Source organism: Streptomyces pimonensis (assembly GCF_041380215.1).
GTDB lineage: Bacteria > Actinomycetota > Actinomycetes > Streptomycetales > Streptomycetaceae > Streptomyces > Streptomyces pimonensis.
In genome coordinates, this window is sequence record NZ_JAHWZY010000007.1 from 162,751 (window position 1) to 183,829 (window position 21,079).

The 21,079-nt window shown below is 71.8% G+C and carries 20 protein-coding genes and 1 pseudogene; 4 read left to right on the forward strand and 17 right to left on the reverse strand.

All coding sequences use genetic code 11. The features are described from left to right. Positions 1 to 132 precede the first annotated feature (132 nt). From KYY02_RS09770 to KYY02_RS09785, 4 genes are all read left to right on the forward strand, one after another. Positions 133 to 1,038 carry a 5'-3' exonuclease gene (locus KYY02_RS09770; protein WP_371237423.1) on the forward strand — a complete coding sequence of 302 codons (906 nt, stop codon included), beginning with the start codon at positions 133 to 135 and terminating at the stop codon, positions 1,036 to 1,038. A gap of 105 nt (positions 1,039 to 1,143) precedes the next feature. After that, the gene (locus tag KYY02_RS09775; RefSeq protein WP_371237302.1) at positions 1,144 to 1,989 is read left to right on the forward strand and encodes a siderophore-interacting protein; all 846 of its coding nucleotides are present in this window, start codon (positions 1,144 to 1,146) and stop codon (positions 1,987 to 1,989) included. A gap of 323 nt (positions 1,990 to 2,312) precedes the next feature. Then, a complete protein-coding gene (locus KYY02_RS09780; protein ID WP_371237303.1) occupies positions 2,313 to 2,582 on the forward strand; it encodes a hypothetical protein in 270 nt (89 codons plus the stop codon). A 23-nt stretch (positions 2,583 to 2,605) separates the two neighbouring features. Further along, on the forward strand, positions 2,606 to 3,556 hold the full coding sequence (locus KYY02_RS09785; RefSeq protein ID WP_371237304.1) for an RluA family pseudouridine synthase: 951 nt from the start codon (positions 2,606 to 2,608) through the stop codon (positions 3,554 to 3,556). Here KYY02_RS09785 and KYY02_RS09790 read toward each other — a convergent pair. The 17 genes and pseudogenes from KYY02_RS09790 to KYY02_RS09870 form a co-directional block, all read right to left on the reverse strand. After that, positions 3,550 to 5,046, reverse strand: coding sequence for a cytochrome P450 (locus KYY02_RS09790; protein WP_371237306.1), 1,497 nt, complete (start codon positions 5,044 to 5,046; stop codon positions 3,550 to 3,552). The genes KYY02_RS09785 and KYY02_RS09790 overlap by 7 nt on opposite strands. Positions 5,047 to 5,093: 47 nt before the next feature. Continuing rightward, a complete protein-coding gene (locus tag KYY02_RS09795) occupies positions 5,094 to 5,714 on the reverse strand; it encodes a GTP-binding protein (protein WP_371237307.1) in 621 nt (206 codons plus the stop codon). Further along, positions 5,695 to 6,105, reverse strand: a complete 411-nt coding sequence (locus KYY02_RS09800) for a DUF742 domain-containing protein (RefSeq protein WP_371237308.1) — start codon at positions 6,103 to 6,105, stop codon at positions 5,695 to 5,697. Before KYY02_RS09800 ends, KYY02_RS09795 begins: the two co-directional genes overlap by 20 nt. After that, complete coding sequence (locus tag KYY02_RS09805; RefSeq protein WP_371237310.1) at positions 6,102 to 6,509, reverse strand: roadblock/LC7 domain-containing protein; 408 nt, start codon at positions 6,507 to 6,509, stop codon at positions 6,102 to 6,104. Before KYY02_RS09805 ends, KYY02_RS09800 begins: the two co-directional genes overlap by 4 nt. Further along, a pseudogene (locus tag KYY02_RS09810) lies at positions 6,506 to 8,117 on the reverse strand (ATP-binding protein). The gene KYY02_RS09805 and the pseudogene KYY02_RS09810 overlap by 4 nt, the downstream one beginning before the upstream one ends. A 378-nt stretch (positions 8,118 to 8,495) precedes the next feature. After that, positions 8,496 to 11,354: a DEAD/DEAH box helicase gene (locus tag KYY02_RS09815; RefSeq protein ID WP_371237311.1), complete on the reverse strand. Its 2,859-nt coding sequence runs from the start codon at positions 11,352 to 11,354 to the stop codon at positions 8,496 to 8,498. Between the two features lie 40 nt (positions 11,355 to 11,394). Next, on the reverse strand, positions 11,395 to 12,285 hold the full coding sequence (locus KYY02_RS09820; RefSeq protein ID WP_371237313.1) for a diacylglycerol kinase: 891 nt from the start codon (positions 12,283 to 12,285) through the stop codon (positions 11,395 to 11,397). Positions 12,286 to 12,316: 31 nt separating this feature from the next. Then, positions 12,317 to 13,186, reverse strand: a complete 870-nt coding sequence (tatC, locus tag KYY02_RS09825; RefSeq protein WP_371237314.1) for a twin-arginine translocase subunit TatC — start codon at positions 13,184 to 13,186, stop codon at positions 12,317 to 12,319. Between the two features lie 92 nt (positions 13,187 to 13,278). After that, on the reverse strand, positions 13,279 to 13,560 hold the full coding sequence (tatA, locus tag KYY02_RS09830; protein WP_371237315.1) for a Sec-independent protein translocase subunit TatA: 282 nt from the start codon (positions 13,558 to 13,560) through the stop codon (positions 13,279 to 13,281). Between the two features lie 596 nt (positions 13,561 to 14,156). Beyond that, entirely contained in the window at positions 14,157 to 14,351 is a 195-nt protein-coding gene (locus tag KYY02_RS09835; protein WP_371237317.1) for a hypothetical protein, read from the reverse strand. 10 nt (positions 14,352 to 14,361) lie between these two features. After that, positions 14,362 to 14,655: a hypothetical protein gene (locus KYY02_RS09840; protein ID WP_371237319.1), complete on the reverse strand. Its 294-nt coding sequence runs from the start codon at positions 14,653 to 14,655 to the stop codon at positions 14,362 to 14,364. After that, positions 14,652 to 15,692 carry a helix-turn-helix transcriptional regulator gene (locus tag KYY02_RS09845; RefSeq protein WP_371237320.1) on the reverse strand — a complete coding sequence of 347 codons (1,041 nt, stop codon included), beginning with the start codon at positions 15,690 to 15,692 and terminating at the stop codon, positions 14,652 to 14,654. Before KYY02_RS09845 ends, KYY02_RS09840 begins: the two co-directional genes overlap by 4 nt. A gap of 18 nt (positions 15,693 to 15,710) precedes the next feature. Next, the gene (locus KYY02_RS09850; protein WP_371237322.1) at positions 15,711 to 16,664 is read right to left on the reverse strand and encodes a helix-turn-helix transcriptional regulator; all 954 of its coding nucleotides are present in this window, start codon (positions 16,662 to 16,664) and stop codon (positions 15,711 to 15,713) included. 123 nt (positions 16,665 to 16,787) lie between these two features. Then, on the reverse strand, positions 16,788 to 17,159 hold the full coding sequence (locus KYY02_RS09855; RefSeq protein ID WP_030835713.1) for an FKBP-type peptidyl-prolyl cis-trans isomerase: 372 nt from the start codon (positions 17,157 to 17,159) through the stop codon (positions 16,788 to 16,790). A gap of 61 nt (positions 17,160 to 17,220) precedes the next feature. Further along, positions 17,221 to 18,222, reverse strand: coding sequence for an FKBP-type peptidyl-prolyl cis-trans isomerase (locus KYY02_RS09860; protein ID WP_371237323.1), 1,002 nt, complete (start codon positions 18,220 to 18,222; stop codon positions 17,221 to 17,223). A gap of 138 nt (positions 18,223 to 18,360) precedes the next feature. Continuing rightward, positions 18,361 to 19,722 carry a Pup--protein ligase gene (gene pafA, locus KYY02_RS09865; protein ID WP_037932358.1) on the reverse strand — a complete coding sequence of 454 codons (1,362 nt, stop codon included), beginning with the start codon at positions 19,720 to 19,722 and terminating at the stop codon, positions 18,361 to 18,363. Positions 19,723 to 19,731: 9 nt separating this feature from the next. After that, a complete protein-coding gene (locus KYY02_RS09870; RefSeq protein WP_371237325.1) occupies positions 19,732 to 20,991 on the reverse strand; it encodes an MFS transporter in 1,260 nt (419 codons plus the stop codon). Between the last annotated feature and the right edge of the window lie 88 nt (positions 20,992 to 21,079).

A 21,079-nucleotide genomic window follows, 5' to 3' on the forward strand; every position in this document is an offset into this window, starting at 1 on the left:
AGGCAAACGTGTTCGTGCGACGCCTCACACAGACGGCGCAGGACGCAACTCGTTGCGCGCGACGCATGCGCATGTGTCCGCGAGGCGCTGTCGGTGGCGTGCGGCATGATGCGGGACGTGACCGGACGACTGATGCTCCTCGACACCGCCTCCCTGTACTTCCGCGCCTACTTCGGCGTCCCCGAGTCCGTCCGGGCCCCGGACGGCACTCCGGTGAACGCCGTGCGCGGACTGCTCGACTTCATCGACCGCCTGGTCAAGGACCACCGCCCCGACCGCCTGGTGGCCTGCATGGACGCCGACTGGCGCCCGAAGTGGCGGGTGGAGCTGATCCCCTCCTACAAGGCGCACCGCGTCGCCGAGGAGCGCACGGCGGGCCCGGACCGGGAGGAGGTGCCGGACACGCTGTCCCCGCAGGTACCGGTGATCGAGAGCGTGCTCGACGCGGTGGGCGTCGCGCGGGTGGGGGTCGCCGGATACGAGGCGGACGACGTGATCGGCACGTTCACCGCCCGCGCCGGCGGACCGGTGGACATCGTCACCGGCGACCGCGACCTCTACCAGCTGGTGGACGACGCGCGCGGGGTGCGCGTGCTGTATCCGCTGAAGGGCGTCGGCACGCTCCAGGTCACCGACGAGGCCGTGCTGCGCGGGAAGTATGGGGTGGACGGCAGGGGGTACGCGGATCTGGCGCTGCTGCGCGGTGATCCGAGCGACGGGCTGCCGGGCGTACCGGGCATCGGGGAGAAGACGGCGGCCAAGCTGCTGGCCGGGTTCGGCGACCTGGCCGGGATCCTGGCGGCCGTGGACGACCGGCAGGCCAAGCTCACGCCGTCGCAGCGCAAGCGCCTGGAGGAGGCGCGGCCGTATCTCGCGGTCGCTCCCCGGGTCGTCCGGGTCGCGGACGACGTCCCGCTCCCGGACGTCGACACGGCGCTGCCGCGCGGGCCGCGCGACCCGGCCGGGGTGGAGTCCCTGGCCGCCCGGTGGGGTCTGGGCGGCTCGCTGCAGCGCCTGCTGACGACCCTCTCGGCGTGAACCGCGGGCACCGCCGAACCGGACGGAGCGTCCGCCGATGAGGTGTCGACCGGGATCGGGGTGCTAACTTAGGTAAACCTAACTACAAAAGCTGGGAGGCTCCTCATGGCAGAGCGACCGGTACGCGCCCCCCGTGCGCCGTACACCGCCGAGGTCGTCCGCACCGAGCGGCTGACCCCGCACATGCAGCGCGTGGTGCTCGGCGGTGAGGGGCTCTCCGACTTCTCGGCGGACACCTGCACCGATCACTACGTCAAGCTGCTGTTCCCGGCTGCGGGGGCGACCTACCCGGAGCCCTTCGACCTCCAGCGGGTCCGCGAGGAGTTCCCGCGCGAGCAGTGGCCGGTGACCCGGACATACACGGTGCGCCAGTGGGACCCCGAACACCGCGAGCTGACCCTGGACTTCGTGGTCCACGGCGACGAGGGGCTGGCCGGCCCCTGGGCGGCGAACGTCCGGCCGGGCGAGGTCGTCCGGTTCATGGGTCCCGGCGGCGCCTACGCGCCCGACCCGGCCGCCGACTGGCATCTGCTCGCCGGTGACGAGAGCGCGCTGCCCGCGATCGCCCGCTCCCTGGAGGCGCTGCCGCACGGCACCAGGGTGTTCACCTTCGTGGAGGTCTCCGGCCCCGAGGAGGAGCAGAAGATCGACTCCGATACGGAGGTCCGCTGGCTGCACCGCGGTGACCGGCCCGTCGGCCAGGCCCTGGTGGAGGCCGTCCGGAACCTCGACTTCCCGGAGGGCCGCGTGCATGCCTTCGTCCACGGCGAGGCCCACTGCGTGAAGGAACTGCGCCGTCTGCTGCGGGTGGAGCGCGGCATTCCGCGCGAGGATCTGTCGATCTCCGGCTACTGGCGGCTCGGCCACAACGAGGACGGCTGGCAGGCCTCCAAGCGCGACTGGAACGCCCGCATCGAGGCCGAACAGGAGAACGCGGGGACGTCCGCCTGACGGACGTGCCGCAGTCCTCCCGGCAAGCGGGGCGGGGCCTCCCGCTCCTGCGGGCAGTCGTGCCGCCGGGCCGGCACGGGCGGGCGCGACGGTACCCCGCGGACGCCGGACCGCGTCACCCGCCCCCGGCCCGTGCCAACGGCTGCGCCCCACGAGCGCGGGGCCGCGCGCCCCGCCCCGACCACACCACCGCACGGCGTCCCGCCGAGGCGCCGGAACACCCCCACGCACGTCCGCCGGACGGGGGAACCGTGGCCCGTCGCCCCGGCACGGCGGCGTGGCGAGCCCGCCGGAGCGGGGCCGCTGCCGCAGGATCCGGGCGCGTGGCACACACCTTCGACGAGCTCGTGGCCAAGCAGCGCGCGGCGGACGAGGCGCACACCCGGGTCCGGCAGCTGCGGGACGCCTACGGCCCGCCGACCCGGACCAAGTGGAGCCGGCGCCAGACCAGCACCTGGGAGACCGCCTGGCGGGCCTGGCGCGACCTGGCCCGTGACGTCCGGCTCGCGGCGGCCGAGTACGCCCGGGCCGAGGGCAGACCGCTCCACGAGATCGAGGCCGAGCTGAGACGGGCGGCCGGGGAGCACGGCTGAGCGGCCCCGTACGCTTGCCCGATGTGAGACGCAGACGGCCGGTTCCGCCCTCCCCCCTGCCGCAGCGTGACGGTGTGGACGCGATGCGGATACGGCTTCCCGCCGACGTCCGGTGGGCCACGGTGCGGGAGCACCTGGTGCAGCGCCTCTCGGCCGGCCCCGGTGTCGTGGACGGGATGTTCGCCGCGGGGCTGATCGTCGGGGCGGACGGACGGGCCGTACCGGCGGACGCACCGTACGCACCCGGCATGTTCGTGTGGTTCCACCGGGAGCCGCCCGCCGAGGCGCCGGTGCCGTTCCCGCTGGAGGTCGTCCACCGGGACGAGCACATCGTCGTCGTCGACAAGCCCCACTTCCTGGCCACCACCCCGCGCGGCAGCCACGTCACCCAGACCGCGCTCGCCCGGCTCCGCCGCGAGCTGGGCGTCCCGGAACTCGGCGCCGCGCACCGTCTCGACCGGCTCACCGCGGGCCTGGTGCTGTTCACGGTACGGCCCGGGGAGCGCGGGGCCTACCAGACGCTGTTCCGCGACCGTCTCGTGCACAAGGAGTACGAGGCCGTCGCCCCGTACGACCCGGCGCTCGACCTGCCCCGGACCGTACGCAGCCGGATCGTGAAGGAGCGCGGGGTGCTGACCGCCGAAGAGGTCGAGGGCGAGCCGAACGCCCTGACCCGCGTCGAGCTCACCGCCCACCGGGCCGACGGCCTCGGCCGGTACCGGCTGGTGCCCGGCACCGGGCAGACCCACCAGCTGCGGGTGCACATGAACGCCCTGGGCGTGCCGATCCTCGGCGATCCGCTGTACCCCGAGGTGACCGCCCCCGTCCCGGCCGGAGACTTCCGACGCCCGCTGCAACTGCTGGCACGGAAGCTGGAGTTCACCGATCCGGTGACGGGTGTGGAGCACCGGTTCACCAGCGGCCGGATGCTCGCGGCATGGTCCTCGTACGAGGAGTGGGCGGCCGGTCAGTGACCGCGCCACCAGCGCAGGAAGCGCTGCCAGACGTCCCGCGGCGGGGCCGGCTGCGGCACCGGCGGCGATGGCACGGGCCGCGGCGCGGGCGGCTCGACGTCCGGCTCGGGGGGCGCGGGGGCCACGGGCCGGGTCGCGCCGACCTGCCAGTCGCGTCGCGGGGGCGCGTCGCTCTCGTGGCTGGGCCGCTGCAGCACGTCCTGCTGCGGCCGGGGCGTGAAGTGGACGGGCAGCTCCACGAGATGCCGCGAGGCGATGGACTCGGTGAAGGACAACTCCTCCTCGTCGACGCTGAGTTCCACGTCGGGCAGCCGCATGAGCAGCGCGTCGACGCCCACTTCGGCGACCACGCGGCCGATGTCCTGGCCGGGGCACTCGTGCGCGCCGCCGCCGAAGGCGAGGTGCGAGCGGTTGCCCTGCATGTCGGCGGTCGGGTCGGGCCGCACCCGGGGGTCGACGTTGGCCGGCGCGGGTGCGAACAGCAGTCCGTCGCCCTTGCGGATGCTCCGGCCGCCGAGCTCCGTGTCCTGCTTGGCGAAGTAGGCGAAGATCGTACTGAACGGCGGCTCGTCCCACAGCAGCTGCTCCACCGCCTGGGGCACGGTCATCTGGCCGCCGTTGAGCTGGGAGCGGAAGCGCGGGTCGGTCAGCACCTGGCGCAACACGTTGGCGAGGAGGTTGGCGGTGGCCTCGTAGGCGGCGATGAGCACCACCCTGAGGTGCTGGGCGACCTCCTCGTCGGTCAGCCCGGCCGGGTGCCTGACGAGGTGGCCGGCGAAGTCCTCCAGCGGCTCGGCCCGGCTGCGGGCCGTGAGGCGTTCCAGGGCCTCCATGACGTAGCCGTTGCTGGCGATCGCGGTCTCGGTGCCCCTGATCATGTCGCGGGCGGCCTCGACGATCCGGTCGCCGTGCTCGTCGGGCATGCCGAGGACGTGGCACATCACGGCCATCGGCAGGTGTTCGGCGTACTGGCCGACCAGGTCGGCCTCGCCCGCCTCGCAGAACCGGTTGACGACGCGCTGGACGCTGCGGTTGACGTGCCGGCGCAGGCTGCGGAAGTCGGTGGCCGCCACCACGGCGTCGATGGCGTCGCGCAGCCGCCGGTGCTCGTCGCCCTCGGCGTGGGCGCACATCGGCTGCCAGGCGATGTGCGGCATCAGCGGGTGGTCGGGTTTGACCAGGCCTTCCGCGAGCGCGGACCAGATCCGGCTGTCCTTGCAGTACTGCGCGGGGCTGCGCAGCAGTTGCTGGTTCTCGGCGTGGCCGAGTACCGCCCACACCGGCACGTCGTCGTGGAGCAGCGCGGGTGCCACCGGGCCGTGCTCGGCGCGCAGTTCCTCGTACAGCTTCTTCAGGTCCGGCGACTCGTGCAGCCGGCTCAGTCCGCCGGGGCCCAGGCCGTGCGCGGGACAGCCGGGGGGCGGGCCGGGCCGGGGGGCGTCCGGGCCGGCCGGGGAGTCTCCCGTCAGGGAGGTGGGTTCAGGCGTCACAGTGGTCGCTCCGGAGGGGGAAAGCGGGGCGGGAGGGGTCCCGGGGGTCAGGTGAGCGAGCCGGTCATGGCGAGCGAGTGCAGGAACCGCATCAGGGTCATCAGCACGTCACGGCTGGAGGCGCGGCGCCGCACATCGCACTCCATGATCGGGATCCGCTCGGACAGATCGAGGGCGGACCTCAGGTCCGCGATGGGGTAATGGGGGGCGTCCGGGAAGGAGTTGACCGCGACGACGAACGGCACACCACGCTCCTCCAGCCGCCCCATGACGTCGAAACTGACTTCCGGACGGCGGGTGTCGACCAGCACGACCGCCCCGAGCGCCCCCTCGAACAGCCCGTTCCACAGGAACCAGAAGCGCTCCTGGCCGGGGGTGCCGAAGAGGTACAGCACCAGCTGGTCCGTGATCCTGATGCGACCGAAGTCCATGGCGACCGTGGTGGCCGTCTTGGACGCGGAACCGAAGTCGTCGTCGACCCCGACGCCGGCCTGTGTCATGGTCTCCTCGGTGGTCAGCGGTTTGATCTCGCTGACCGAGCCGACCATGGTCGTCTTGCCGACCCCGAACCCGCCCACGATCACGATCTTCACCGCGGCCTGTGCCGTGTGCGGCAACCGGTCCTCGGCGCGGGGGCCGGGGAGGGTCTCAGAGTCCTTGAAGTCCATGCATCACCGCTTCGAGGAGGGAACGGTCGGGCAGCGCCTTGCGGACGATCGGGAAGCGCGCCTGGACCAGTTCCGCCGCCAGCATCTCGGTGAGCAGCACGGTCACCACGCTGAACGGCAGGTTGAGGTAGGCCGACAGTTCGGCCGCGGACAGGGGGGCGGCACAGAGCCGGAGCAGCGCCGCCTGCTCGGGGGTGGCGGAGGGCGGGGGATCCGGGGAGCCGGCCACGATCAACGTGACGAGATCGATGTCCGCACGTTCACCGTCCGGTCCGGCGACGACGTACAGCCGCTCCGGGTTGCCGCCCCCGCCCCTCTTCCCGGCAGGTCCGGCCGGCTGTGGAGGGGGGACGTTCCGAGGGGAGCGCCGCTGGCGTTGCGGAGGAGTCATACGGTCTGCCCGTCCCGTCGGGGCGGACTGGTCAGGTGGGCGCCGATACGGACGACGAGGTCGCGCATCATGCCGCCCATGCGGCCGGGTTCGCAGGTCATGTCGGAGAGCACCGCGAGGTAGGCGTTGGCGCCGGCCGCCATCAGGTAGAAGTAGCCCTGGTCGATCTCGATGAGCACCATCTTCATCTCGCCGTCGCCGTGCGGGAGCTCCTGGGCGACGGCCCCGGCGAGGCTCTGTACGCCCGCGCAGGCGGCGGCCACCCGGTCGGCGGCGTCCGGCTCGCCGCCGTAGCGGGCGATGCGCAGGCCGTCGGCGGAGAGCACCACGATCATCTCGACGCCGGGTACGCCGTCGGCGAGCTCCTTGAGCATCCAGTCGAAGTTGGCTCGTTGCCGGATCACTTGGGGTCCCCCTCGTCATCGGCCTCGGTGCGGGCCGGTTCGTTGATGAGATGCAGGTAGGCGGTCGGGTTCCGGGTGAAGTCGGTGGGGTGGACGCCCGGGTCGAGGTCCTTCTTCAGGCCCTCCCAGAAGGCGTCGACCCACAGCCCGGGTTCACGGTCGTCCCGCTTCTTCCTCCCGGGCTCGGGCCGGGCCCAGATGTCGTGGTACTCCTCTCCCCGTTCCCTGGCCTCCCGTTCGGCCCGCTCGGCGGCCGCCTGCTCGGCGTACTGCTGGGCCAGCGGGGTCCTCACCCGGCTGCGGCGCTGCGGCAGCCCGCTCGCGGCCCACTCGGTGACCTCGGGGACGTCGCCCTCGGGGGAGACGGTGGCGGGGACGCGCGGGCTGGTGGGACGGCGCCTCTTGGGGGGTGCGCTCGGGGCCCGGCAGGGCCTCGACCGGGCGGGGCACGGAGGTCGCCCCGATGCCGTGGGCGAGGCCCACGCCGGGTTCGTCGGTGATCATCTCGCTGGGCACGACGAGGACGGCGCGGACGCCGCCGTAGGCGGAGGCGCGCAGTGAGACCTGCATGTCGTAGGCGGTGCAGAGCCGGCCCACGACGGCGAGGCCGAGGCGCGGGTTCTCCCCGACCTCCTGGAGGTCGGTGCCCTTCTGGGCCTGTTCGAGGATGCCTTCGATGCGGGCTCGGGCCTGTTCGTCGAGGCTGACGCCGGCGTCCTCGATCTCGATGGCGACGCCGGTCTGCACCTCGGTGGCGGTGACGCTCACCTTGGCGGTCGGCGGCGAGTAGCGGGTGGCGTTGTCGAGGAGTTCGGCGGCGGCGTGGATGACCGGCTCGACGTGGATGCCCTTGATGTTGACCTTGGCGATCGCCTTCAGGTCGATGCGGCGGTACTCGAGGATGCGGGACATGGCGCCGCGCAGCACGCTGTAGAGGGCGACGGGGCTGGGCCACTGGCGTCCGGGACGGCCGCCGCCGAGGACGGAGATGGAGTCGGCGAGGCGGCCGATCAGCGCGGTGCCGTGGTCGATGCGCAGCAGGTCGTCGAAGACCTCGGGGTTGCGGCCGTGGTCCTCCTCCATCTCGCGGAGTTCCTTGGCCTGCTGGTGGACGATCGACTGGACGCGACGGGCGATGCTGACGAAGGAGCGCTGGGCGGAGTCGCGCAGGTTCTCCTCGTCGTCGATGATCTTGAGCATCGTCCGCAGCATCCGGATCTGGTACTCCGGCAGATCGCGCCAGGCCGGGTCGAGCCGGGGCAGGTCGCGAAGCACCTCGTCGGGGTCGTTGCCGCTGTGCAGGTGGTCCAGGGCGGCGGGGGCGACCCGACGGACGAAGTGGTCCGTCTCCATGTCGTGGGCGGCGATCCGGGACTCCAGATACGCACGGTGACGGTCGTGCTCGGCCCGCGCCTCCCGCAGGGCACGGCCGCGGCGCACCGCCTCGGCCGCGGCGGCGGTCACCAGCAGGGTCGCGACGGCGCCGCACACACCGACGGCGTTCCGGGCGGGCTCCGCCACCAGGGCGACGGCGGCTCCGGCCGCCGCGGCCATCACTGTGGCCGGCAGCAGCAGCACGCGCGTGCAGGGACGTTGGTCACTCGCCATGGGAGCCCTCTGAACGAATCGACTGACGGTCGGAAAACGTGCACATAGGGGAACAAGCGCACGAATTCATCTCAACCCGGTGCACTGTGGGCGAGCTTAGTCCGACAGGATCATCGCCATGTCATATTCGGCAAGCGCCGGAAATGACCCCTGGAGCAGGGGTACGCTCAGACCGTTTGCACACTGGGCACCTGGTCGAACACGGCGCGCCAGGACGGTCGGACGTACGAAGAGCACTCACCGTCACGGGTGAGGAAGGTCCCGGGCCTCACGATCCTGCCCACGGAACCGGCCGGTGACGCCCCCGGTGAGGGGTACGACAGGAGCCCGGCACGCGCGGGGCGCGCCGGGCTCCTGCGGGGTGACGGACCGGGCGGTTCAGCCCACGGACGAGTAGGCGACCACACCGCGCAGCAGTCCGTCGACCGCCTTGCGGGCGTTCCTGGCGACCGTCGAGCCCTCGGCGGAGGGCGCGGCGGCCGAGATCTGCCCCAGCACGTCGATGACCTGCTTGCACCAGCGCACGAAGTCGCCGGCCGGCATCTCCGCCTCGCGCAGCACTTCGTCCAGGCCCTTGCCCGACGCCCACATGTAGGCGGCCCAGGCGAAGCCGAGGTCGGGCTCGCGCTGGCCCACGCCCTCCGTCTGGCTGATCCGGAAGTCCTCCTCCAGGGCGTCCAGCCGCCCCCAGATGCGGACCATCTCGCCGAGCGCCGCCTTCGCCCTGCCCGAGGGCAGCTTGGGCGCCAGCGCGTCGTCGGAGACCCGGGCCTCGTACACCAGCGCCGACACGCACGCGGCGAGTTCGGCGGGGGCGAGCCCCTCCCAGACGCCCTCGCGCAGGCATTCGCTGGCCAGCAGGTCGAGTTCGCCGTACAGCCGGGCCAGCCGCTTGCCGTGCTCGGTGACCTCGTCGCCGCGCAGGTAGTCCATCTCGGTCAGCAGCGCGACGATCCGGTCGAAGGTGCGGGCGATGGTGTTCGTCCGGCCCTCGATGCGGCGCTCCAGCTGTGAGGTGTCGCGCAGCAGCCGGTGGTAGCGCTCGGCCCAGCGGGCGTGGTCCTCCCGGTCCTGGCAGCCGTGGCACGGGTGCGCCCGCAGCGCCTTGCGCAGCCGCGCGATCTCCCGGTCGTCGACCGCCTGGGAGCGCTGCTTGCGGTGCCGCTCCGGCGCGATGTGCCCGGCCTTGGTGCGCAGCGCGGAGGCGAGGTCCCGGCGGGACTGCGGGGAGCGCGGGTTGAAGGACTTCGGGATCCGCATCCGCTCCAGCGCCTCGACCGGCACCGGGAAGTCGATCGACGCCAGCCGCTTGACCTGTCGCTCGGCGGTCAGCACCAGCGGGCGCGGACCGTCGTGGTGGTCGAAGCCGCGGTGGCCGTTGGACCGCCCCGCGGGCAGGCCGGGGTCGAGGACCAGCGCCAGTCCCGCGTACTTGCCGGTGGGCACGTGAATGATGTCACCGGGCTTGAGCTTCTCCAGCGCGACGGCGGCCTCCGCGCGACGCTGCACCGCGCCCTGCCGGGCCAGCTCGTTCTCCCGGTCCTTCAGCTCGCGGCGCAGCCGCGCGTACTCCTCGAAGTCGCCGAGGTGGCAGGTCATGGAGGCCTTGTAGCCCTCGAGGCCCTCCTCGTTGCGCTGCACCTGCCGGGAGATGCCCACGACCGACTTGTCCGCCTGGAACTGCGCGAAGGACGTCTCGAGCAGTTCGCGCGAGCGGTGCCGGCCGAACTGCTCGACCAGGTTGACCGCCATGTTGTACGACGGCCTGAAACTGGAACGCAGCGGATACGTGCGCGTGCCGGCCAGTCCCGCGAGGTGCTCGGGGTTCATGCCGCGCTGCCACAGCACGACCGCGTGGCCCTCGACGTCGATGCCGCGCCGGCCGGCCCGGCCGGTCAGCTGGGTGTACTCGCCGGGAGTGATGTCGGCGTGCTGCTCGCCGTTCCACTTGACGAGCTTCTCCAGGACCACCGAGCGGGCGGGCATGTTGATGCCGAGCGCGAGGGTCTCGGTCGCGAACACGGCCTTGACCAGACCGCGCACGAACAGTTCCTCGACGACCTCCTTGAACGTCGGCAGCATGCCCGCGTGATGGGCGGCGATGCCGCGCTCCAGGCCCTCCAACCACTCGTAGTAGCCCAGGACGTGCAGGTCCTCGGCCGGGATGGAGGCGGTGCGCTCCTCGACCAGGGCGCGGACCTTCTCCCGCGCCCCCTCGTCGTTGAGCCGGAGCCCTGCGTACAGGCACTGCTGGACGGCGGCCTCACAGGCGGCGCGGCTGAAGATGAAGGTGATCGCGGGCAGCAGGCCCTCGGCGTCCAGCCGCTCGATGACCTCCGGCCGGCTCGGCGTCCACACCCGCGAGCGCTGCCTGCGCTCCCGCTCCCGGTCCGCCTCGCGTGTGTTGCCCCGTCCGCGCCGGCGGTCGCCCCAGGAGGGACGGCTCGCCTCCAGACGGGCCATGCGCGTGAGGTCGGGGTTGACGGCCTTCTTGCCGCCCTCGCCCTCCTCGAACAGGTCGTATATCCGGCGTCCTGCGAGCACGTGCTGGAACAGCGGCACGGGCCGGTGCTCGGAGACGATCACCTGGGTGTCGCCGCGGACGGTGTCCAGCCAGTCGCCGAACTCCTCCGCGTTCGACACCGTCGCGGACAGGGACACCAGGGTCACCGACTCGGGGAGGTGGATGATCACTTCCTCCCAGACGGCGCCGCGGAAGCGGTCGGAGAGGTAGTGCACCTCGTCCATCACCACGTGGCCGAGACCGAGCAGGGTCTGCGACCCGGCGTACAGCATGTTCCGCAGCACCTCGGTGGTCATCACGACCACCGGCGCGTCGGAGTTCACGCTGTTGTCGCCGGTGAGCAGACCCACCTTGTCCGTCCCGTAGCGGCGGCACAGGTCGGCGTACTTCTGGTTCGACAGCGCCTTGATGGGGGTGGTGTAGAAGCACTTCCTGCCCTGCTGGAGGGCGAGGTGGACGGCGAACTCGCCCACGATCGTCTTGCCGGATCCGGTGGGCGCGGCCACCAGCACGCCCTTGCCCGCCTCGAGCGCCTGGCAGGCCTCGATCTGGAAGGGGTCGAGGCCGAAGTCGTACATCTCGCGGAAGGAGGCGAGCGCGGTGGCCTGCTCGGCAGTGCGCCTGCGCGCTGCCGCGTACCGCTCGGCCGGTGAGAGGTCCTCTGTCATCGTGCTTTCGAGCGTACCGGGCCGCACCGACAACAGGACGATCATTATCCGGAACCGTCCCGGTGAGCGGCGGAAGCCGCCCGGATCAGGGTCCCACGACCCGCAGGGCGCCCGGCACGCACCGCGCGGTCAGCGGCAGCGGGCCCACCGGCTCCCCGTCCGCGTAGCCGGTGACCTCCTCGGCGACCAGCTCCACGCTCGCCGCCCGCAGCACGGTGATCGCGGGGTGGTCGACGTGCGTCCCCCGGTACACCCTCGGGAACAGGCGCAGCAGCGTGGCCCGACTGCACTCGCCGACCACCGTGATGTCGAACAGCCCGTCGGTGAGATCCGCTCCGGGGCATATCCGCATGCCGCCGCCGTACGACGGCCCGTTCCCGACGGCCACCAGCGTCGCCTCGACCTCACGGACCTCGCCGCCGTCGAGGGCGAGCCGGTAGGGCAGCGGCCGGAAGGCGGCCAGCTCGGCGACCATCGCGACGTCGTACTTCAAGCGTCCGAGGGGCAGCCGCATCCGGTTGCCGCGGTCGTTGACCCGGGAGTCGAAACCGGAGGCGAGCACGGCGCCGAACCAGCGGTCGCCGGCCCGGCCGAGGTCGATGTCGCGGACCCGGCCGCACTTGAGGGCGTCGGCGATCATCCGGCCGGCCGCGGCCGGTTCCCGCAGGGGCATGCCGAGCGCGCGGGCGAAGTCGTTGCCGGTTCCGGCGGCGACCAGGCCGAAGGGGGTGCCGGTGCCGACGACGGCCTGCAGGGCGAGGTTCGCCATGCCGTCGCCGCCGACGGCGATCAGGGCGCCGGTGCCCTCCTCGACGGCGGCGCGCGCCCGGGCCAGGGCGTCCCGCGGGTCGTCGCCGAGCACGGTCCGCACCGAGAAGCCGGCGTCCCGCAACGCGGAAGCGGCCGGCCGCGCCGCGCGGGCGCCCCGGCCGCGGCCCGCGGCGGGATTGACGAAGAGGGTGATCTCGCTGGTCACGGGGATGACCCTATGAGCTGCGAGACGGTCCTCAGGTCACGTCGTCATAACCGTTGACCCGGTCCTTGGTCGTCTGCTCGGGCAGGGCGGCCACGGGCTCCACCGGTTCGATGGACTCGGGGGTGAGATCCAGCTCGGAGGCCTCGTCGTCGGCGGGGCCCTCGGCCTCCTTGCGGGCGCGCCGCTTGTCGTTGAGCAGCGAGATCGCCACGGCTACGAAGTAGAGGACGATGATCGGTCCGGAGAGTGCGATCATCCCCACCGGGTCCGTGGTGGGTGTGGCGACCGCGCCGAAGACGAAGACGCCCATGACCACACCGCGCCACCAGCCGATCATGCGGTGGCCGGAGACGATGCCGACCAGGTTCAACATGATGAGCAGCAGGGGAAGCTCGAAGGCCAGGCCGAAGACCAGCACCATCCTGATGGTGAAGTCGAGGACCTCGTCGAGCGAGAGGATGTTGGCCGACCCCCCGGGCGTGAGGCTGAGCAGCACCTTGATGCTGACGGGGAGAATCACGTACGACAGGTAGGCACCGCCGACGAACAGCGGAACCGCGGCCGAGACGAAGTAGTAGGTGTACTTCTTCTCGTGCTTGTGCAGCCCGGGGGCGATGAAGGCCCAGAGCTGGTAGAGCCACACCGGGCTGGAGACGATCAGGCCGGCCATGAGGCTCACCTTGATCGTCGTGGTGAACGGCGACGTCAGAGTGTTGAAGGAGACGATGGCGCAGTTGCCGCCGTCGCTGTTCGCCAGGTCCTCGCACTTCGGCACCGGCTCCGCGAGGAACTGCATGAGCTGCTCGCTGTAGAACGCGGCCACGATCATCACCACGACGATCGCGAGCACCGCCTTGGCGAGCCGGTTGCGCAGCTCACGCAGGTGTTCCACGAGGGGCATGCGCCCCTCGGGATCCCTCTCCTCTTTGCGGGCAGACTTGAGCAACCCACGTTCCCATCTCGTGCGGCGGGCCGGAGTTCACCGGCCCTGCGTCAGCGCTTGGTCGTGTCCGTCGGCTCGGTGACCGGACGGGAGCTGGTCACGTCACCGGGGGCCGCCTGGATGGTGCGCTGCGCCGCGGGCTGCTCGTCGGGAGCCGGCGGGTCGGCCGGGGCCGAGGACTTGTTCTCGTCCTTCATCGCCTTGGCCTCGCTCTTGAGGATGCGCGCGGACTTGCCGAGCGACCGCGCCATGTCCGGAAGCTTCTTCGCGCCGAACAGCAGGATGATGACGACGAGGATCAGAATGATCTCGGTGGGTCCGAGCCGTCCCATAAGTCTTTACCTTCTCACCGAGGCGGTTGGGTGGGTGGCTGTCCGACCGGCCGGACAGGCGTCCGAACGACGGTGCTGGCAGCGATCGTAACGCTCAGGGGTAAACGTCCGGCAATCCCCGCGCGTACTCCCGTCCGCGACCCGGGCCTCGTTCTCCGGACCGCGCTCAGCAGCGTACCTGCCGGAACCCGCAAGGTGACAGGGCGAACCGGAGGCGACCGGCACCACTCCCCCGTTCCACCTCACGCCCCCGCACCCGAACCCGCACGTCCGGGCCCTGTCCGGCTGCGGCCCGCCGCCACCGGCCGCGACGGGGATCACCCGGAGCACGGAGGCACTGTGCCCCTGTGACACCAGGGACGCGAGGAGCCGCGGGCCTCCGGCCGCCGCTCCCCCGGGAGGGGCGCGGGTCCCGGGCCGGCGGAGGCGCGGCGGGTCGCGCTCTCCCGGCAGTCGGGACGCACCGGACCCGGGCGGGTTTCGTCCGCCCGCGCTTGCCGGAGCACCTCCCCGCCTTCGAGGCACCGGGGGAGGCACCACTTGCCCGCAGGCGCGCCGGGCCCGTCGGGGCGGGACGCGTGGAGGTGCCGGGGCGGTCAGAGGGATCCGGCCGAGCGGGTCGCGGCGGTCGCCGCGTGTTCCAGGTCCTCCGCGGCACGGCCGATGCGGCGCGCCGAGTCCGCGACCTGCCTGCCGAGCCGCTCCGCCTCGACGAAGACCTTCACGGCGAGCACTCCGAGCACCAGCAGACCCAGGAACCCCACGGCAATCGCGAACATCGGCCAGAACATGAGGGCGAGCCTAGACGGTCGAGTGCAGCCGCAGCGTCCGGACCCCGCCGCCGGTCAGCAGCTCCACGATCCGCTCCCCCGCCGGCTTGCGGACGGCCGCACCGCACTCGGGGCAGGTGAAGGAGTAGAAGGTGGTGCGGCTGCTGGCACCGATGGCCAGGCGCAGCGCGCTCGCGGCGAGCTCGAAGCGCTCCCGGCAGTCCGGGCAGCCCGCCCGGAACATCACCGGGGCCACGCTTCTCATCCCCGCGAACGCGGACGCCGCCGTCATCGTCCGCGCACCGGACGTCACCGACTCGCTCAAAGCACTCGCTCCTGCCTGTCGTCCTGCCCGTGCGGCCCCGGTCGTCCGGCCGCCTCGACCCCGTCGTACGCCGCCAGCGCCTCGCGGGCCGCCTGCCGGGCGCTGTCGGCCAGCGCGCGCGGCTCGACGATGCGGCCGTCGCGGCCGAGCCGCAGGGCCAGCCGTCTGAGCGAGGCCGGGTCGGGCGTGCGCAGGGTGATACGCAGCCCGCCGTCGGGAAGCTCGTCCGCGCTGTCGTGCGGGTAGTACTCGGCGACCCAGCGGCCGCCCGGCCCGACCTCGACCACGACCTCCGGGTCCTCGGCCGCGGGCTGCACCAGCGCTTCCGACAGGTCCCGCAGCTCGACCTCGGGCGGCGCGGACGGCTCGTCGAGGATCCTGATCTCGGCGACCCGGTCGAGCCGGAAGGTGCGGCGCGCCTCGGAGCGCCGGCACCATGCCTCGACGTACGTGTGCCCGACGCTGACCAGCCGGATGGGGTCGATCTCCCGCTCGGTGACCTCGTCGCGCGCGGGCGAGTAGTAGCGGATCCACAGTCTGCGGCGCTCGGCGATGGCCCGGTCGACGTCCGCGAAGACGCCTCCCTCGGACTCGAAGGTCACCGACAGCCGGGAGCTGGCGCCGGCCGTCTCGCCGGCCGCGGTCTCCACCTTCGCGGTGGCCCGCAGCAGCGCCTGCCGGTCGCCCTCGCGCAGTCCGGGCAGCGTGGCCACGGCGCGGGCGGCGACCAGCAGCGCGGTGGCCTCGTCGGCGGCGAGCCGCAGCGGCTCGGCCGCCTCCGCGCCGAGGGCGGCCGGGTTGTGCCACCAGATGCGCTCACCGTCGGTGTCGATGTCCAGCAGATCGCCGCCGCGGAAGCTGGTGCCGCACATGGGCAGTACGTCGAGGTCGGAGACCAGCTCGTCCTCGGTGATCCCGAAGGCGCGCGCCACGTCCTCGATCCGGGCGCCGGGGCGCTCCCGCAGATACGTCACCAGGGACAGCATCCGCCGGGTCTGGTCGATGGCGTTCACGGGCCTGACCGGTTTGCCTGCCACGTTCTTGTCCGCTCCCCCTCAGCCCTTGGCCACGGCACGCAGCCGGTCCACCACGTCGGCCCGCAGCTCGGCGGGCTCCAGGACCACCACGTCCGGTCCGAACTCCACCAGCCAGGCGTCCAGACCGTGCCCGTACGGAATCTCCAGCTCGTCCCAGCCGTCACCGACCTCCCGCACCACCGTGGCCTTCGCCCGAAGGGGGTAACCGGCGCCGGAACGCAGCCGGATCCGCGCCGAGCGGTCGGCGGTCTCCCCGGCCCAGCTCGCCACGGTCTCCCGCACGGTGACGACGTCCGGCACCGGGACGGTGAACCGGCCGCTGCGCGAACGCACCTTCCCGGTGATCCGGGAGAGCCGGAAGACCCGCTCGGCGCCCCGGTCGCGGTCCCAGCCGGCCAGGTACCAGTGGCCGCGCCAGCACTCCAGCGCCCACGGTTCGACGTGCCGCTGCCCGGGCTGGGCGGCGCTGGCCTTGCGGTAGTCGAAGACGACCGGCCGGTGGTCGCGGCAGGCCAGCATCAGCGGCTCGAACGCCGCCTCGTGCACCGGGATGCGCGGCTCCAGCGCGCCATGGGCACCGTACGGGTCGACGTCCTCGGGGAGGCCGGCCGCGCGCAGTTTCTGCAGGGCGCCGCTGGCCGCTCCGGCGAGCCGGGCCTGCTGCCACACCTTGGCGGCGAGCCCGAGGGCGGCGGCCTCCTCGGCGTCGAGGGTGATGGGCGGCAGCCGGTTGCTGTCGCGGCGGGCGAGGTAGCCGACCTCGCCGTCGAGGTTCTCCACGGTCTCGATCACCAGTCCGAGTTCGCGCAGATCGTCCTTGTCGCGCTCGAACATGCGGTTGAAGGAGTCGTCCGAGCCCGCTTCGAGGTACGCCTCGATGGACTCGCGCAGCTCGCGCTTGCTGAGCGGCCGCCGCGTCCCGAGCAGACACAGCGCCAGGTTCATCAGCCGCTCGGCCTTGGCAATGGCCATCGACCCGCTTCGCCTCCCTACGGTGCTTACGACCGATGACCGTACCGCCCCGAGGTGGCGCGGCAAAAGCCGAGGGCCCACGCCCGGACAGGCATGGGCCCCGGATGATCGACTCCGGTCGGATCAGACACCGAGCAGGTCGACCACGAAGATCAGGGTCTCACCGGGCTTGATCGCCGGGGTGGGGCTCTGGTTGCCGTAGGCGAGGTGGGCGGGGATGGTCAGCTGACGGCGGCCGCCGACCTTCATGCCCTGCACGCCCTGGTCCCAGCCCTTGATGACCCGGCCGCCGCCCAGCGGGAAGCGGAAGGGGGTGCCGCGGTTCCAGCTGGCGTCGAACTCCTCGCCCGTGCTGAAGGCCACGCCGACGTAGTGCACGGTGACGGTCTGGCCCGCCTGCGCCACCTCGCCGTCGCCCTCCCAGATGTCCTTGATCTCGAGGTCCGCCGGGGGCTCGCCGCCCGGGAAGTCGATCTCGGGCTTGTCGATGCTCACGTCTAACGCTCCTGCTTGTCTGCGGAAAGGCGAACACGCACAGTCTTACATCCTCACGGCGTCACAGCTTCGCGAGGATGTCCACCGAGAAGACCAGGGTCGAGTCCTTCTTGATACCGCTGCCCTCCGGCGGGTTGTCCCCGTACCCCAGCTCCGGCGGGATGACGATGAGGACCCGGCTGCCGACCTTCCTGCCGGTCAGCCCCTGCGCCCAGCCCTTGACGACCTGCTGCAGCGAGAACGACGTCAGCTGGCCCCGGCCGTACGTGGAGTCGAACTCCTTGCCGCCGTCCCACAGCACCCCCTTGTACTGCACCAGGACGCTGTTCTCGGCGCCGACCTCCTCGCCCTCGCCCTCGATGACGTAGCTCGACACGAGCTTCTTCGGGGCGTCCGCGTCGGGCACCTCGATGGCGGGGGCCTTGCCGTCGGTGTTGGTGCCGACCTCGGGCAGGTCCTTGTCGTCCTGCGCCACCTCGGTGCCCTTGGCGGAGCTCTTGGCGTTGAACGCGTCCTGCACGTCCACCACGAACACCAGCGTGTCGGTGCCCTCGATACCCGCCTTCTCGTTGCCCTGCTCGCCGTACCCCCACGTGGGCGGGACGGCCATCTGGACACGGCTGCCGGTCTTCTTCCCGGTCAGCGCGTACCGCCAGCCGTCGATGATGGAGCCCTGGGCGAGCTGGATGGCCAGCGGGCTCTTGCGGTCGTAGGAGTTGTCGAACACCTTCGCGGTGCTCCACACCTGGCCCAGGTAGTGAGCGACGATGAAGTCGTTCTCCGCCACCGTCTTGCCGCCGCCCGCGACGACCGTCTTGACCGCGAGGTCCTTGGAGGGGTCCCCGCTGCCCTTGGCGACCGTGGGCTTCTCACCGAACTCCGTGCCCGCCGTGATCGCCGGCAGCGGTCCGTCGACGATCTTCGGCGGGGACGCCGCGGACGTCTGGGGCGTCGAGGGCGACGCGCTGTCGCTGGCCTTGCCCGATTCGGCCTTGTCGTCGCCGCACGCGGCGAGGGTGGCCAGTCCAGCGGGAACGGCAATGAGGAGTGAGCGTCGGCGCACGGTGGGGGCCTCGTAATCATCGATCTTGTGGATGGCGTCCGCGCAACTCTACGGCGTGAGAAGGGCGCCGCACGGTGTAACGTACGGCGCCCGTGTGACGTTCCGGGAATTTTCCGATCCCCTGGCGGAACGCGCCTCTCACATTCCGGCGATCAGCTTCTCCACCCGTTCGTCCACCGAGCGGAACGGGTCCTTGCACAACACCGTGCGCTGAGCCTGGTCGTTGAGCTTGAGGTGCACCCAGTCGACGGTGAAGTCGCGCCGCTGTTCCTGGGCCCGCCGGATGAAGTCGCCCCGCAACCGGGCCCGAGTGGTCTGCGGCGGAACGGACTTGCCCTCGAAGATCTTCAAATCGTTGCAGATCCGGGCCGCCTGCCCCTTCTTCTCCAGCAGGTAGTACAGGCCCCGCCGACGGTGGATGTCGTGGTAGGCGAGGTCTATCTGCGCGACCCTCGGGTGCGACATCGTCATGTTGTGCTTGGCCCGGTACCGCTCGAGGAGCTTGTACTTCATGACCCAGTCGATCTCGGTCCCGATGCGGTCGAGGTCCTCGGACTCGATCGAGTCCAGCGTACGGCCCCACAGCTCCAGCACCTGCTCGACGGTGCCGGTGCGGATGCCCCGGCGCTCGCAGAAGTCCAGCGCCTTCTCGTAGTACTCGCGCTGCACCTCCAGCGCGGAGGCCTCCCGGCCACTGGCCAGGCGCACCTTGCGCCGCCCCGTGATGTCGTGGCTGACCTCACGGATCGCCCGGATCGGGTTCTCCAGGGTGAGGTCGCGCATCACGGTGCCCGCCTCGATCATGCGCAGCACCAGGTCCGTGGCGCCGACCTTGAGCAGCATGGTCGTCTCGGACATGTTCGAGTCGCCCACGATGACGTGCAGCCGTCGGTAGCGCTCGGCGTCCGCGTGCGGCTCGTCGCGCGTGTTGATGATGGGCCTCGAGCGGGTCGTCGCCGAGGAGACCCCCTCCCAGATGTGCTCGGCGCGCTGGCTGACGCAGTACACCGCCCCGCGCGGCGTCTGCAGCACCTTGCCCGCCCCGCACAGCAGCTGGCGGGTGACCAGGAACGGGATGAGGATGTCCGCCAGCCGGGAGAACTCCCCGTGCCGGGCCACCAGGTAATTCTCGTGGCAGCCGTAGGAGTTGCCGGCGGAGTCGGTGTTGTTCTTGAAGAGGTAGACGTCGCCCGCGATTCCCTCCTCGTGCAGGCGTCGTTCGGCGTCCACCAGGAGCCCTTCGAGAATGCGCTCGCCGGCCTTGTCGTGGGTGACCAGTTCGGTCACGTTGTCACATTCCGGTGTCGCGTATTCCGGATGTGATCCCACGTCGAGATAGAGGCGGGCGCCGTTCCGCAGAAAGACATTGCTGCTGCGGCCCCATGACACGACACGGCGGAAGAGGTACCGCGCCACCTCGTCAGGCGACAGCCGGCGCTGTCCCCTGAACGTGCACGTGACGCCGTACTCGTTCTCCAGCCCGAAAATGCGGCGGTCCATGAGGGAACATTACGCCCGATCCGCCGACCTGAAACGAGGTTCGACGGCACGATCTGGATCATTTTCCGAACGGGCCGCAACCGCCACCCTCCCGGCGGGAACCGCCAGTACCCGCCCCGTGGCGGTCAGAACCAGCAGCGACACGCCGCCCGCGGCCCCCGGCACGGCGAACCCCCACAGCGCCCCGCCCGCCTCGACGACCGGGCCGGTGAGACCCGTTCCGACCGACGCGCCGACGGTGAAGGTGGTCACCAGCCAGGAGAACGCCTCCGTGACCGTGCCACGCGGCGCGTGCCGGTCGACCAGCACGAAGGCGCAGGCGATGGCCGGGGCGAGGAAGAGACCGGCGACTACGGTGAGCAACGTCATGGCCACCACACCCGGCATCAGCATCAGCGGCAGGTAACACACCGCCAGAAGCGCCACCAGCACCCGTAGTCGCCGCGCGGGCTCGCCGCTCCACTGTCGTGCGCCGTACACCGCCCCGCCGATCAGGGCGCCCAGCCCGATCCCCGCCATCAGCCAGCCGTACACATGGTCCCCGCCGTGCCCGTCCGCGTACGTCACGGCCGCCACGGTGATGGACCCCAGCGCCATCCCCACGGCCAGGAAGGCGCCCAGCAGCGCGAGCAGCCCCGGCGAGCGCAGCGCGCCCAGCCAGTGTGCCTCGCGCGGCGCCGACCGCCAGGCGCGCGAGGGCGGCGAGAGGGCCACGGAGAGGGCGCCCAGCACGCCGATGACGTTCAGCACCAGCAGCGCGGCCTGCGCCGACCACACCGAGGTGCACACCGTCACCAGCAGCGGCCCGACGGTGAACATGACCTCCTGGGCCACGGCGTCCATGGCGTACGCCCGGTGGACATGGTCCTCCTCGGGCAGCACGGACGACCACAGGGCGCGCAGCCCGCCCTCCAGGGGCGGCGTGAGGAGCCCCGCGGCGGCCACCGCGCCGTAGGCCACCGTGAGCGACCCGGTCCCCGTGAAGGCGAACAACGCCATCGCCAGCGCCGACAGCACGGCGGCCGGCAACTGCACCCGCGGCTGCCCGCGCAGATCCACCAGCCGCCCCAGCACCGGCTGCCCCACGGCGTTGGCGACGCCGTACACCGCGGCCAGGGCGCCGGCCAGGCTGTACGTACCGCCCTCCGCACGCACGAACAGCACGATCGCGATGGCGGCGGTCGCGTTGGGCAGCCGCCCCACGAGCGTGCCCACGAGCAGCCGGGCGGCGTGCCGTACCCGGAGGATCTCCAAGTATCCCGTGGCCATCCAGGCCCCTCCACTGGAAGTTTTACGTATAACTGAGATCTCCATACGTACCATGGCCGCTGTCCACCAGTCCAGACGAAGGAGCGGC

What these genes read in the sequence shown, in the direction of transcription:
- KYY02_RS09770 (WP_371237423.1), top strand. Translation starts at nt 133, where the DNA reads ATGCTCCTCGACACCGCCTCCCTGTACTTCCGCGCCTACTTCGGCGTC.
- KYY02_RS09775 (WP_371237302.1), top strand. Translation starts at nt 1,144, where the DNA reads ATGGCAGAGCGACCGGTACGCGCCCCCCGTGCGCCGTACACCGCCGAG.
- KYY02_RS09795 (WP_371237307.1), bottom strand. Translation starts at nt 5,714, where the DNA reads ATGGACTTCAAGGACTCTGAGACCCTCCCCGGCCCCCGCGCCGAGGAC.
- KYY02_RS09800 (WP_371237308.1), bottom strand. Translation starts at nt 6,105, where the DNA reads ATGACTCCTCCGCAACGCCAGCGGCGCTCCCCTCGGAACGTCCCCCCT.
- KYY02_RS09815 (WP_371237311.1), bottom strand. Translation starts at nt 11,354, where the DNA reads ATGATCGTCCTGTTGTCGGTGCGGCCCGGTACGCTCGAAAGCACGATG.
- tatC (WP_371237314.1), bottom strand. Translation starts at nt 13,186, where the DNA reads ATGCCCCTCGTGGAACACCTGCGTGAGCTGCGCAACCGGCTCGCCAAG.
- tatA (WP_371237315.1), bottom strand. Translation starts at nt 13,560, where the DNA reads ATGGGACGGCTCGGACCCACCGAGATCATTCTGATCCTCGTCGTCATC.
- KYY02_RS09835 (WP_371237317.1), bottom strand. Translation starts at nt 14,351, where the DNA reads ATGTTCTGGCCGATGTTCGCGATTGCCGTGGGGTTCCTGGGTCTGCTG.
- KYY02_RS09850 (WP_371237322.1), bottom strand. Translation starts at nt 16,664, where the DNA reads ATGGCCATTGCCAAGGCCGAGCGGCTGATGAACCTGGCGCTGTGTCTG.
- pafA (WP_037932358.1), bottom strand. Translation starts at nt 19,722, where the DNA reads ATGGACCGCCGCATTTTCGGGCTGGAGAACGAGTACGGCGTCACGTGC.
- KYY02_RS09870 (WP_371237325.1), bottom strand. Translation starts at nt 20,991, where the DNA reads ATGGCCACGGGATACTTGGAGATCCTCCGGGTACGGCACGCCGCCCGG.